Here is a 12,738-nt window from a genome sequence, read left to right as displayed (position 1 = left end):
TGTTCTAGAATTCGGCCCAGTCGGCTTCGGCAGATGGTTTGAGCGCGAGATTGCCGCTTACGGGCAGAAAGGCTGCCTTGCGCACGGGACGAGGGGCCGCCGGTGCGGCTTCATGCGCACGGTTCGAGCCCATGGCACCGGTCTGGAACCGCGCTGTCTGCGCCCTGAGCTGCTGCGCGACGCTGGCAAGGGTGCGTGCAGCTGCCGTGCTTTCCTCCACCATCGCGGCGTTCTGCTGCGTCATGCGATCAAGTTCGCTGACCGTGCCCGAGACTTCGGAGAGCATGAGCGACTGGCGCTGGGCGGATTCGGTGATGCCTTCGATGAGTGCGCTGACCTGGGCAACCCGGTCGACGATGTGACGCAGGACTTCGCCGGTTTCGTTGACCAGCTGCACCCCGCGTTCGACGTGGCTGGTGGAGGAGGAGATGAGCTGGCCGATCTCGCTCGCGGCCGTGGCGGAGCGCTGGGCAAGCGCGCGCACCTCGGTAGCGACAACCGCGAAACCACGCCCGGACTCCCCGGCTCGGGCCGCTTCGACCCCGGCGTTCAATGCGAGCAGATTGGTCTGGAAGGCGATACCGTCGATCACGTTGATGATCTGGGAGACGCCTTGCGAGGATTGCTGGATCGCAGTCATGGCTTCGACCGCCCGGGCGACAACGGTGCCGCCGTTTTCTGCCTCGCCGTGTGCTTCGGCAACGGCGTGGTTGATTTCGGCGACCTGGTTTGCGCTGGTGCCGACCAGCGTGGTGACCTTCTGCATGGCAGCGCTGGCTTCCTCAAGCCGGGCAGCCTGGAGCTCGGTGCGGCCGGCCAGATCGTCGGAGGCGGCGCGGATCTCGGCGGAGCCGGTATCGATGGTGCGGGTTGAATTGACGACTTCCCCCATGGCTTCGGCGAGCTGGGAAAGTGCAGAATTGAAATCGCTGCGAAGTTTCTCGGCTTCACCGGGAAATGGCGTGACGATCCGATAGGAAAGATTGCCTTTCGCCAAGGCGTTCATGGCGGTGGTGATCTGGTCCACCATGATCTCGCGTTCTGCCGAACTCTGACGGAGCGCGACGGCCTGCTCGCGAAAGATGTTCGAGGCGCGCGCCATGCGCCCGACGCAATCGAGATAGTCGGTGCGTTCGATCGGGCTGTCGATATCGCCAGCGGCAAGCCCTTCGGTGCGAACCACCATGGCGACATAGGGATCGCAGATCATGCGTTTGGCACTGCTCATCACCACCACCATCAAGATGGTGGCAATGGCCGGAAACAGGAGGGCCGCAGAGGCGCTGAAGCCCATGTTTGGAAGCAACGCGCCAAGGCTCGCCAGACAGACCAGAAAAACCGTGATCAAGCGCAGCGTGTCCAGCTTTTGCCGGATCGGGGCCCGTTTCTCAAACCATTCAAGCATAGATCTGAACCTTCGCGCGGGCGTTGACGGCCTCTCGGCTGTGCTTACTCCGATCAGTTGACGAGATTTGATACGCTGCAATAAGTGCTGTCCCCGAGCCTGATTGCTGAGATCTGGTTATATTTGGGAACAGCGGAGGCGAGTTTTGCAGATTGACCCCATGAGAAATCCGTTCGTGGTCCATGCGCGGGTACTCATGGCCAGCCTCGTCGGCACGGCGGTCGAATTCTACGATTTTTACATTTTCGGCACCGCTGCCGCGCTGGTGATCGGGCCACTGTTCTTCCCTGCGGAATCCGCGACGGCGCAGACGCGGCTGGTGTTCATGACGCTTGGAATCGCGTTCTTTGCGCGGCCGTTAGGGGCCGTGGCGTTCGGCCATTTCGGGGACCGGATCGGCCGCAAGTCGACGCTTGTTGCCAGCTTGCTGCTGATGGGTGTCTCGACCTTCCTTGTCGCCTTCCTGCCCGGCTATGCGGTGGCGGGCTGGGTGGCGCCGGCGCTCTTGTGCCTGTTGCGCTTTGGGCAGGGCTTCGGACTTGGCGGCGAATGGGGCGGCGCATCGCTGCTTGCGGTCGAGAATGCACCAAAGGGCATGGAGGCCCGCTTCGGCATTGCCGCGCCGCTGGGGGCCCCGCTGGGGTTTCTGTTCGCCAATGGCCTGTTCCTTCTGCTCGGACTTGGCCTGAGCGAGTCGGACTTCCTCAGCTGGGGCTGGCGCGTGCCGTTTCTGGCAAGTTCGCTGCTGGTGATCCTGGGGCTGTGGATCCGGCTGCGGATTGGCGAGACGCCTGCGTTCAAGGCCTCGCTGGAAGCCGCGCCGCCGCCGCGCGTGCCGCTGGGCCAGCTGATGGCAGGGCACTTCGGCGCGGTGCTGGCGGGGACGATGGGGGTGATCGCCTGCTTTTCGCTGTTCTACCTTGCGACCACGTTCGCGCTCTCTTTCGCGACAACCAAGCTCGGCTATCCGCGCGAGACGGTGCTGGCGATCCAGCTGGGGGCGGACGTGGTGTTTGCCATCGGTATCGTGGTTTCGGGCTGGTGGTCTGACATGGCGAGCCCGCGCACGGTGATGGCGGTGGGGGCGGGGCTGACCGCGCTGGTGGGCTTCGTGTTCGGAGCCGGCCTTGCGGCGGGATCCCTGCCGGTGCTGTTCCTGACGCTCTCCGCGACACTGTTCGTGATGGGGCTGTGCTATGGCCCGATCGGCGCGTGGCTGCCTTCGCTCTATCCGGTGGAGGTGCGCTACACCGGCATTTCGCTGGCGTTCAATATGGGTGGGATCGTCGGAGGCGCGCTAGCGCCACTGGGCGCTGCGTGGCTGGCGGCGCATGGCGGCGTGGTGTGGACGGGGCTCGTGCTGACGGCGGCGGGGGTGGTGACCTTGGTGGGGGTGCTGGCGGCGCCGCGGCAGAAATAGGGACAGTCCCCTTTTTCAATTGCGCCCAGTATTCAATTTTATCATTTTATTTCAATATTTAAAATAGGGACTGTCCCTATTTTTGGCGCATCAGTGTCAGCCGCGCCTTGCCGACCTTGCGTTCGGCGTCGATTTCCAGCGCGCGCACCCCGGCAGGCTCATCGGCATGGGTTTCGAGGCTGACCCAGGTGCCGGGGCCGATCCAGCCGAGCCGCAGCAGGCGGTCGATCGCGACGGCGCCGGCGCCCGAACCATAAGGCGGATCGAGCATCACCACATCGAGCGGCGCGGGCGCGGGGCCGAGTGCAAGCACGGAGGCCGCGCGGACGTCGCACTGCGGCTGCGCATGAAGCGCGGCAATATTGGCGCGCAGGGCGCGGATCGCGGCGGCATCCTGCTCGACAAACAGCGCCTTGGCCGCGCCGCGCGAGAGGGCCTCGAGGCCGAGCGCGCCGGAGCCGGCGAAGAGGTCTGCAACCGTCAGCTCCTCCCAGCTGCCGAGGCGGCTGGTGAGCATCGAGAACAGCGTTTCGCGCGTGCGGTCCGCCGTGGGGCGCGTGGTATCGCCTGCCGGGGCCTGCAATTTGCGGCCTCGCCAGGTGCCGGCGATGATCCTGAGCATCAGCGCTTGCCTCCCGGCTTGCCGCCGCTCTTGGGGCCGGGCCGAGTTCCGGGGCTGCGCGGAGGGCGGCCAGTCGGCTTGTCGACCAGCTTGCCGGCATCGGGGCTGAGGCGGACGCGCTGTGCGCCAGCACGACGGGGGCGTTCGGGCTCGCGCTCGGGGACGGGCTTGGCCACCGGCTTGGGCGCTCTGGGCGCCACGGCCTTGCCGGCGTGGACTGCCTGCTGCACGCGGGTGGCGTGATCGCCGGCGAGGCCCTTGCGGAAGCGCTCGACCACGACTTGCGGCACTTCCTCCGCCGCGCCGCGCGGCAGTTCGCCCAGATCGAACGGGCCATAGCGCAAGCGCAGGAGGCGCGAGACTTCGAGGCCGAGGTGCTCTAGCACGCGGCGCACTTCGCGGTTCTTGCCCTCGGTGAGGGTCAGCTCGATCCACTTGTTGCGGCCGGTGCTGCGCTCGAGATTGGCGTTGATCGGGCCGTAGCGGATGCCCTCGATCTCGATGCCCTGCATGAGCTCGTCGAGCTGGCCTTGCGCCACATCGCCAAAGGTGCGCGCGCGGTAGGTGCGCGGCACGGCATTGGCGGGCAGTTCCATCGCGCGCTTCAGCTCGCCATCATTGGTGAGGAGGAGCAGGCCTTCGGTATTGATGTCGAGCCGGCCGACCGGCATCACGCGGCCCGCGCCTTCGGGGAGGGCGTTGCGCAGCGCGGTGTAGATCGTCGGGCGGCCGGTGGGATCACGCTCGGCGGTAATGAGGCCCGAGGGCTTGTGAAACATGAACAGGCGCGGGGGTTCCGGCGCGGCGACGGGATTGCCGTCAACCGTTACGCCGCGCAGGTTCTTGAGGACCGTGGCGGGCGTGGTGATGACCTCGCCGTCCAATGCGATGCGGCCTTCGGCGATATAGCGTTCGATTTCGCGGCGGCTGGCGACGCCGGCGCGGGCGAGCAGTTTGGCGATCCGGTCGCCCTCGCGCGCCGTGCCGTCATCTGCCGGGGCGCGGGTCTGCGGAACTGCTGCGGCCTTGGGCAGGCGGGGCTTGGGGATCTTGTAGGGCGCGGGCTTGCTGCCGGAGCCAGTAGGAGCCGCGGGCCTTCCCGGGCGGCCGCTCCTGTCTTTGGGGGGGAATGCCATCGCTTGCCCTTACGCCGGAGCGCGCGCCGCGTCACCCTGCTTCGTGCAGGGTGATCTCGCGCTGGCAGATCTCGTGGAAGCGGCGGATGCCACCTTCGAGCGTGCCGAGGGTGAGCTGGGGCACGGCGCCAGTGGCGAGGCCCTGCTGGCCAAGCTCGGCGGCGCGGAAATCCTCGGCGCCGAAGACCTGCCCGTCGAGCAATTCCCAGCTTCTGCGCCAGTGGTCTTCGGCCTTGGGCGTGGCGGGCGCTTCGGCGATGAGCATGAAGTCCTCGACCAAGGTGAGATCGTGCGCCTGCGGCATGATCGTCATCAGGTTGACGTAGTCCGGGCTGATCACAATGACGGTGGCGGGGAAGAGCTGGTAGGCGAAGGTGGCGACGCGGCGGAGCGCGGGCCAATCGGCCAGATCGAGCCCTTCGAGTTCGGTGGCGCGCCCGACCAGCGAGCGCATGTGAGGGCCGACTTCGTCGCCTGCCGTCACCCCGTCCTTGAAATAGGGCCCGATGGTGCGGGCGTGGAGGCGCTGCACGTGGTAGCTTTCGAGGAAGGCGTCCATGATCAGCTTCCAGTTGGACGCGACCCGGTGCGTGCGGCGGGCGTAAAGGTGGTGCGATGCGAGGTCGGCTGCCGCAAAATCAGCGCTGATCTCGGCGGCCTGCGTGAAATCGGCCTGCTGCGGCGCGAACCAGATCAGGCCGCCGGCTTCGAGGCTGGGCAGCTCGATCAGGCCGTGGGCGGACTGATCGAACGCCGGGAAGGTATCGGGCCGGGGGAGGGCAAGCAGCTTGCCGTCGGTGCCATAGGTCCAGGCATGGTAGGGGCAGACAAGGCGCTTGGTGCATTGCACTTCACCGCCTTCGACAAGCCTCGTGCCGCGGTGGCGGCATACGTTCATGAAAACATGCGCCTTGCCGGAAGCATCGCGCGTGAGGAGCAGGGGCCGCCCGGTGCCATCGTGCGGCACGGCCATGCCGGGATCGGGCAGCAGCGCGGATGGGGCGACGACTTGCGGGAAACGGTCAAACAGCGCGGCCTTCTCGCGCGCCCAGTGCGCAGGATCGGTGTAGACATGCGCGGGAACGTGGCTGATGCCAGCGCCCTTGCGGCCAGCGCCTGCCGCGACGAGGCGGGCCAGTTCCAGCTGGCCTTCGGTGGGCCGCTTTGCTTGTTCAGTGGTGGCCATTTCGCGGCTCTCCCCGGGTATCATCGCTCTCCGGTGCTAGGCGTAGCGCATTTTGGCGCTAATCAGTACAGGCAATGCGGGGAGCCCGGACGAGAATGAGCGTAGACGTTTCGCAGCAGCGCACGCTGGTGCAATCCTTGCAGCCCTATCTCGAGAAGGAATCGCTTGCCGCGTTCTTCCTCGGCGTATCATCCGGCTTTCCCTACGCCATGATCGGGGCGACGCTCACCACGCGGCTGGCGCAGGACGGGATCGACAAGAAGACGGTGACCGCCTTCACGCTGGCGTTTCTGGTGTACAATCTCAAGGTTTTCTGGGCCTGGATCGTCGATGGAGTGCGCCTGCCGGTGCTGGGCCGGCTGGGCCAGCGGGTTTCGTGGATGCTGCTGGCGGGCGCGCTGGTCATGGCCGCGGTGGCCAATCTGGCGCTGGTCGATCCGCGTGCGGATATCGGCGCGACGGTGCTGGCGGCGGTGCTGGTCGGCGCGGCCGGGGCCACGTTCGACATCGTGATCGATGCCTACCGGATCGAGACGCTCAAGCCCTATCAGCTCGGCACCGGCTCGGGCATGAGCCAGTATGGCTGGCGGATCGGATCGACCGGGGCTGCGGCGCTGGCGCTGGTGATGGCGGCGCGCACCGGTTGGAGCGCGGCCTATCTTGCCTGCGCGCTGTTTGCCCTGCCGGCGATGCTGACGGCGCTGCTGCTGGGCGAGCCGGAGCGCCACCGCGAACCGGCCGGGCGCAAGGGCATCGGCGAAGCATTTGCTGCCATCATCGGGCCGTTCGGCGAGTTTTTCCGGCGCGACGGGGCCTTGCTCGTGCTGGTGTTCATTCTTGTCCACAAGGTCGGCGATACGCTGGCCAACCTCACATTCCGGCTGCTGTTCGATGATCTTGGCTTCACCAACGACGAGATCGCGATCTGGGACGTAGGCGTAGGGTTCTGGGCCTATCTCATCGGCATCTTCATCGGCGGCGTGGCCTATGCGCGGCTGGGGCTGAAGCGTTCGGTGCTGCTGGCGCTGGTGCTGATGGCGGTTTCGAACCTGTCGTTCGCCGCGCTGGCCGCGGCGGGGCATTCCAATCTCGGCATGGCGGGCGCAATCGGGTTTGAAAACATCGCCTCGGGCTATGGCGGCGTGGTGGTGATCGCCTATTTCTCGGCGCTGTGCGACTTGCGCTACACGGCCTCGCAATATGCGCTGATTTCCGCCGGGGCGAGCGTGATCGGGCGCTTCGCCACGGGCACGACGGCGGGCGCGCTGATCGAGGGCATGGGCTATGTCAATTTCTACCTGCTCACCACGCTGCTGGCTCTGCCGGGCATCGTGCTGTTCTGGTGGATGAGCCGCAGCGGGCTAGTCGATGCGGCGATGGGGACGGCTGGAGACAGCTAGTCCGGCGCTTCGTCGTTGCGCCTCAGCACATCGCCCGCGAGGTAGAGCGAGCCTGCGATCAGGACGTCGCCTTCAGGCGGCAGCGCGGCGAGGGCTTCTGCCACATTCGCGAAACTGCGCACTGGGAGCGTCGTGAACGGCGCGAAATCTGCAGGCGTGTGCGCTTCATGGCCCGGCGCGGGGACGATGGAGACCGAGGCGAGCTTGCCTTCCAAGGGGCGCAGGATGGCGCTGGGGTCCTTGCTGGTCAGCATGCCCATGACGAGGTGGAGCGGCGCAGCTTTCGCGAAATGGCGGGCGATGGCCTCTCCGGCATCCGGGTTGTGGCCGCCGTCGAGCCAGACGGTGCGCTGGCCTGTCAAAGCGGTCAGCGGGCCGGGGCCGAGGCGCTGGAGGCGGGCGGGCCAGCGGGCCTTGCGGATGCCTTGCGCCATGGCTTCGGGGGTGATGGGAACCGCGCTCTGGTGGCGCAGCATGGCGACGGCGAGGGCGGCGTTGTCGGCCTGATGCGCGCCTGCGAGGGTGGGGAGGGGGAGGCTGAGGCTGAGGGGGCCCTTGGCGTCGCGGTATTCGATGGTTTCGCCGATGCCCGCCCACCAGTCGCGGCCGCGCAGCGCGACGGGGGCGCCGATGTGGCTGGCGGTGGCCAGCACACTGTTCAGGGGGCCTTGCGCGTAGCTTTGCACCACCAGCGGTGCGCCGGGCTTGGCGATGCTGGCTTTTTCGAAGGCGATGCGGGCGAGCGGCTCTTCGGGCGTTCCGGCTTCGGGGACTAGCAGGAAGGTCTCGTGATCGATGCCGAGGGTTGCAATGCCGCAGACGGCGGGGCTTTCGAGGACATTGGTGGCATCGAGCCGCCCGCCGAGGCCGGTTTCGATGACGCAGGCGTCTGCCGGGGTCTCGGCGAAAGCGAGGAAGGTGGCGACGGTGGTGACTTCGAAGAAGCTGGGGCCAAGGTCTTCGGAGGCATCGAGGACACGCTCGAGGAGGTCGGCGAGGCTTTCGTCCGAGATCAGCCTTCCGGCAACGCGGATGCGTTCATTGTAGCGGACGAGGTGGGGCTTGGTGGCGGTGTGGACCACAAGGCCCTCTGCTTCGAGGATCGCGCGCAGGTAGGCGCAGGTGGAGCCTTTGCCGTTGGTGCCGGCGACGTGGAACACCGGCGGCAGGCGGCGCTGCGGATCGCCTAGACGCTTGCAGATTGCGCGCACGGTATCGAGGCCGAGGCGGCCTTGGGGGAGCGAGAGCGCGCCGAGACGGTCCAGTTGGCGCTGGACGGCGGGGTTTTCGGAAATGGCGAAGTCGCGCAATTTACCCCTCCGTCAGCCCTCTCGGGCTGCCACCTCCCCATTTGTGCTTCGCAAAAATGGAGAGGATCAAGAAAGCTAGCCATGTTTGGTCCTCCCCATTTTTCCCGCAGGGACAAATGGGGAGGTGGCCCGCCGAAGGCGGGTCGGTGGGGTCAAGCCGCCTGCGCGGCCATCAGGTAGCCGATGGTGCGGGCGAGGGTGGCCTTCAGCATGGGACGGCTGACGACCATGTCGATCATGCCGTGCGCGTGAAGGTATTCGGCGCGCTGGAAGCCTTCGGGGAGCTTTTCGCGGATCGTGTCCTGGATCACGCGCTGGCCGGCAAAGCCGATGAGCGCGCCGGGTTCGGCGATCTGGATATCGCCGAGCATCGCGTAGCTGGCGGTGACGCCGCCGGTAGTCGGATCGGTGAGGACGACGATATAGGGCAGCCCCGCCGCGCGCATGCGGTTGATCGCGACGGTGGTGCGCGGCATCTGCATCAGGCTGAGGATGCCTTCCTGCATGCGCGCGCCGCCCGCAGCCGTCACGGCGATGAAGGGGCACTTGTTTGCGATGGCGGCCTCGGTCGCGGCGATGAAGGCATCGCCTACGGCCATGCCCATCGAGCCGCCCATGAAGCCGAAATCCTGCACGCCAACGACGGCCTTGTGACCGTCGATCTTGCCGACCGCGGCGGTCAGCGCATCGGGCTGCGGATTGGCCGCGCGGGCGGCCTTGAGGCGGTCGGTATAGCGCTTGGTATCGCGGAACTTGAGCGGGTCTTCGCGCACCTTGGGGGCGGGGAGGATTTCAAACCCGGCGTCGAGCAGCTGCGAAAGGCGCTCGGTCGCACCGATGCGGCCGTGGTGATCGCAGCGCGGGCAGACCGAGAGGTTTTCCTCATACTCCTTCGTGAACAGCATTTCGCTGCACGAAGGGCACTTGATCCAGAGATTGTCCGGCGTGTCACGCTTGGGCGAGAACGGCAGCGAATTGCGGACGCGGGTTAGCCAGCTCATGCTTCTACCTTCCGTGCATTGTGGACCGCATGGGCGAGCGCGGTGACGAGTTCGCGCACCGGGCCTGCGGCGTTTTCGCCGTGCTCGGCGATGATGTCGATCAGGGCTGAGCCGACGACGACGCCGTCTGCCACGCAGGCGATGGGGCCCGCCTGCTCGGGCGTGCGCACGCCGAAGCCGACGGCGACGGGGATCGTCGCGGTCTGCTTGATGCGGGTGACGGCCTCTTCGATGGAGGCGAGCGCGGCGCTTTGCTTGCCGGTGATGCCCGCGACCGAGACATAGTAGAGAAAGCCCGAGGAGCCATCGAGCACGGCGGGGAGGCGCGCGGCATCGGTGGTGGGGGTGGCGAGGCGGATCGGGCTGATCCCGGCGGCGCGCAAGGCGGGGCCAAGCTCGCCGTCTTCCTCGGGCGGGATATCGACGCAGATCACGCCGTCGACCCCGGCCTTCGCGGCCTCGGCGGCGAACCATTCGGGCCCGCGCGTGATCATCGGGTTGGCATAGCCCATGAGGACGAGCGGCACTTGCGGGTGGCGCGCGCGGAAATCGGCGGCCATCTGGAGGATATCGGCGGTCCTGGTGCCGGCGGCAAGGCTACGCAGATTGGCGCGCTGGATCGCCGGGCCATCCGCCATCGGATCGGTGAAGGGCATGCCCAGCTCGATCACATCGGCGCCGCCTTCGACGAGCGCATCAAGGATCGCGGGCGTGGCCGCGGGCGTCGGATCACCGGCGGTGACGAAACAGACGAGGGCGGGGTGGCCTTTGGCGAAGGCGGATTGGAGACGCTGTGTCATTCCCCTCTCCCCGCCCCTCTCCCCTGAAGGGGAGAGGGAGATCTAGCCCTCTCCCCTTCAGGGGAGAGGGTTGGGAGAGGGGAACGCATTTCCGCAATCACCCCGGTGAGATGGATCAAAACGCCCTCCAGATTCTGCATCACGTCCATATTCGTATAGCGGACTACCCGATAGCCTTGCTCTTCCAGAAAGCGAGTCCGGATTGCGTCGCGCTTGTCATCGACGTCGTGGGTATCGCCATCGATCTCGATCACCAACTTCGGATCGTTCGCGGCGAAATCCGCGATGAACGGCCCGATCACCTTCTGCCGCCTGAACTTGATGCCGGCAAATCGTTCGGCCCTCAGCGCCAGCCATATGCGGGTTTCGGGTTCGGACATGTGCTTGCGGTTTTCGCGGGCGTAGCCCGCGAGCTTGGCGTCGCGCATTTACCCCTCTCCCAACCCTCTCCCCTGAAGGGGAGAGGGCTTCTTTAGAGCTTAACCCCCAGATGCTCCGCGACCGAGAAGATGTCCTTGTCGCCGCGGCCGCAGAGGTTGGCGAGGATGATCGCGTCCTTGTCCATCGTCGGCGCGATTTTCTTCACGGCAGCGATGGCGTGGGCGGGCTCCAGCGCGGGGATGATGCCTTCGGTGCGGCAGAGCAGCTGGAAGCCGTCGAGCGCTTCGGTGTCGGTCACTGAGGTGTACTGGACGCGGCCGGTTTCCTTGAGCCAGGCGTGTTCGGGGCCGATGCCGGGGTAATCGAGGCCCGCCGAGATCGAGTGGCCTTCGAGGATCTGGCCGTCCTCGTCCTGCAGGAGGTAAGTCTTGTTGCCATGGAGCACCCCGGGGCGGCCGCCCGCAAGGCTGGCGGCGTGGGCGAAATCGAGGCCGTGGCCCGCCGCTTCGACACCCATCATCTTGACGCTGGGGTCATCGAGGAAGGGGTGGAACAGACCGATGGCATTGCTGCCGCCGCCAATCGCTGCGACGAGCAGGTCCGGTAGGCGGCCCACGCGGCTCAGCATCTGGGCGCGGGCTTCCTTGCCGATCACGCTCTGGAAATCGCGGACGAGCTCCGGATAGGGGTGCGGGCCGGCGGCGGTGCCGATGATGTAGAAGGTGTTGTGGACGTTGGCGACCCAGTCGCGCAGCGCCTCGTTCATCGCGTCCTTGAGCGTCGCCGCGCCAGCGGTGACGGGGACGACTTCGGCGCCCAGCAGCTTCATGCGGAACACGTTGGGCTGCTGGCGGGCAACGTCGGTCGCGCCCATGAAGATCGTGCACGGGAGGCCAAAGCGCGCGCAGACCGTGGCGGTGGCGACGCCGTGCTGGCCTGCGCCGGTTTCCGCGATGATCCGCGTCTTGCCCATGCGGATGGCGAGCAGGATCTGGCCAATGCAGTTGTTGATCTTGTGCGCGCCGGTGTGATTGAGCTCGTCGCGCTTGAACCAGACCTGTGCGCCGCCGAGTTCCTCGGTGAGGCGGGGCGCGAAATAGAGCGGGCTGGGGCGGCCGACATAGTGTTCGAGCAGATCGTCGAACTCGGCGTGGAAGGCGGGATCGGCCTTGGCCTTGCGGTATTCCGCTTCCAGATCGAGGATCAGCGGCATCAGCGTTTCGGCGACATAGCGGCCGCCGAACTGGCCGAAATGGCCCTGTGCGTCGGGCTGGTTGCGGAAGCTGTTGGGGATGGGCGCGTTCATGGCGCCTCGCTTGGCAGAGGGGCGCGCGCTTGTCCAGATTCGCGGGGCTTTAGGGCAAGCAAGCTAACCTTCGCCCGTTCGTGTCGAGCGAAGTCGAGACACGAACGGTGGGATCATGCAGCGCGGGCTTCGCGGCAGAACTGGGCAATAAGGTCCACGTCCTTCACGCCCGGCGCGCTCTCCACGCCGGAGGAGACGTCGACGAGCGGGGCCTGCGTGGTGCGCACCGCCTCGGCGACATTGGCGGGAGAGAGGCCGCCGGCGAGGCCCCAGGGGAGCGCGGCCTTGTAGGTGGCGAGCAGGGTCCAATCGAACACGAGGCCGAGGCCGCCGGGCAGTGCGGCGCCCTTGGGGGGCTTGGCGTCGAAGAGGACGAGATCGGCAGCGCCGGCGAAGGTTTCGGCGCGGGCGATGTCCTCGGCGCTGGAGACGGCCATGGCCTTCCACACCGGCTTGCCAAAGGCCGCGCGGATTGCAGCAACCCGGGCGGGGTCTTCCTTGCCGTGGAGCTGGATCACATCAAGCCGAGCGGCGGCGACCACTTCGCCGATCAGGTTTTCGGCGGCATCGACGAAGAGGCCGACGAGCTTGATCCGGCCCGCAGCGCGCGCGGCAAGCGCGGCGGCATCGGCGAGCGCGAGGTGGCGCGGGCTGGGAGGGAAGATCACGAGGCCCGCATAATCGGCGCGCGCGGCAATCGTCGCCTCGAGCGCGGCGGGCGTGGTGAGGCCGCAGATCTTGATTTCGGGGGCGGGCATGGGGTGCGGATAG

At 66.8% G+C, this 12,738-nt stretch carries 11 protein-coding genes and 1 pseudogene; 2 read left to right on the top strand and 10 right to left on the bottom strand.

Going from position 1 to position 12,738, the window contains the following annotated elements; genetic code table 11:
- Positions 1-4: 4 nt before the first annotated feature.
- The gene (locus K5Q19_RS03475; protein WP_292941229.1) at positions 5-1,348 is read right to left on the bottom strand and encodes a methyl-accepting chemotaxis protein; all 1,344 of its coding nucleotides are present in this window, start codon (positions 1,346-1,348) and stop codon (positions 5-7) included.
- A gap of 217 nt (positions 1,349-1,565) precedes the next feature.
- Here K5Q19_RS03475 and K5Q19_RS03470 point away from each other — a divergent pair, with 217 nt between their 5' ends.
- Positions 1,566-2,825, top strand: a complete 1,260-nt coding sequence (locus K5Q19_RS03470; RefSeq protein ID WP_292941227.1) for an MFS transporter — start codon at positions 1,566-1,568, stop codon at positions 2,823-2,825.
- Positions 2,826-2,901: 76 nt separating this feature from the next.
- Here the strand turns inward: K5Q19_RS03470 and rsmD are convergent, their stop codons facing one another.
- The 3 genes and pseudogenes from rsmD to K5Q19_RS03455 all read right to left on the bottom strand — a co-directional run bounded on the left by rsmD (position 2,902) and on the right by K5Q19_RS03455 (position 5,769).
- On the bottom strand, positions 2,902-3,447 hold the full coding sequence (gene rsmD, locus K5Q19_RS03465; protein ID WP_292941200.1) for a 16S rRNA (guanine(966)-N(2))-methyltransferase RsmD: 546 nt from the start codon (positions 3,445-3,447) through the stop codon (positions 2,902-2,904).
- A 251-nt stretch (positions 3,448-3,698) separates the two neighbouring features.
- Positions 3,699-4,583 (bottom strand): annotated as a pseudogene (locus tag K5Q19_RS03460) (pseudouridine synthase); the annotation flags it as partial.
- A 31-nt stretch (positions 4,584-4,614) separates the two neighbouring features.
- Complete coding sequence (locus K5Q19_RS03455; RefSeq protein ID WP_292941198.1) at positions 4,615-5,769, bottom strand: aromatic ring-hydroxylating dioxygenase subunit alpha; 1,155 nt, start codon at positions 5,767-5,769, stop codon at positions 4,615-4,617.
- Between the two features lie 95 nt (positions 5,770-5,864).
- Between K5Q19_RS03455 and K5Q19_RS03450 the strand changes: the two genes are divergently transcribed.
- On the top strand, positions 5,865-7,169 hold the full coding sequence (locus K5Q19_RS03450; protein ID WP_292941196.1) for an MFS transporter: 1,305 nt from the start codon (positions 5,865-5,867) through the stop codon (positions 7,167-7,169).
- Here the strand turns inward: K5Q19_RS03450 and K5Q19_RS03445 are convergent.
- From K5Q19_RS03445 to K5Q19_RS03420, 6 genes are all read right to left on the bottom strand, one after another.
- On the bottom strand, positions 7,166-8,479 hold the full coding sequence (locus K5Q19_RS03445) for a folylpolyglutamate synthase/dihydrofolate synthase family protein (RefSeq protein WP_292941194.1): 1,314 nt from the start codon (positions 8,477-8,479) through the stop codon (positions 7,166-7,168). The two genes, K5Q19_RS03450 and K5Q19_RS03445, sit on opposite strands and share 4 nt — an antisense overlap.
- Before the next feature lie 152 nt (positions 8,480-8,631).
- Entirely contained in the window at positions 8,632-9,480 is an 849-nt protein-coding gene (accD, locus tag K5Q19_RS03440; RefSeq protein WP_292941192.1) for an acetyl-CoA carboxylase, carboxyltransferase subunit beta, read from the bottom strand.
- Positions 9,477-10,280 (bottom strand): tryptophan synthase subunit alpha, encoded by an 804-nt coding sequence (gene trpA / locus K5Q19_RS03435; protein WP_292941190.1) that lies wholly within the window; start codon positions 10,278-10,280, stop codon positions 9,477-9,479. Before trpA ends, accD begins: the two co-directional genes overlap by 4 nt.
- Positions 10,277-10,708: an endonuclease domain-containing protein gene (locus K5Q19_RS03430; protein WP_292941188.1), complete on the bottom strand. Its 432-nt coding sequence runs from the start codon at positions 10,706-10,708 to the stop codon at positions 10,277-10,279. The genes trpA and K5Q19_RS03430 overlap by 4 nt, the downstream gene beginning before the upstream one ends.
- A gap of 44 nt (positions 10,709-10,752) precedes the next feature.
- The gene (gene trpB, locus K5Q19_RS03425) at positions 10,753-11,967 is read right to left on the bottom strand and encodes a tryptophan synthase subunit beta (RefSeq protein ID WP_292941186.1); all 1,215 of its coding nucleotides are present in this window, start codon (positions 11,965-11,967) and stop codon (positions 10,753-10,755) included.
- A gap of 113 nt (positions 11,968-12,080) precedes the next feature.
- Positions 12,081-12,725 (bottom strand): phosphoribosylanthranilate isomerase, encoded by a 645-nt coding sequence (locus tag K5Q19_RS03420; protein WP_292941184.1) that lies wholly within the window; start codon positions 12,723-12,725, stop codon positions 12,081-12,083.
- Positions 12,726-12,738 lie beyond the last annotated feature (13 nt).

Origin of the sequence: Novosphingobium sp. (assembly GCF_019748365.1) — a bacterium.
Classification (GTDB): domain Bacteria; phylum Pseudomonadota; class Alphaproteobacteria; order Sphingomonadales; family Sphingomonadaceae; genus Novosphingobium.
This window is presented reverse-complemented; position numbering and strand designations above follow the sequence as displayed.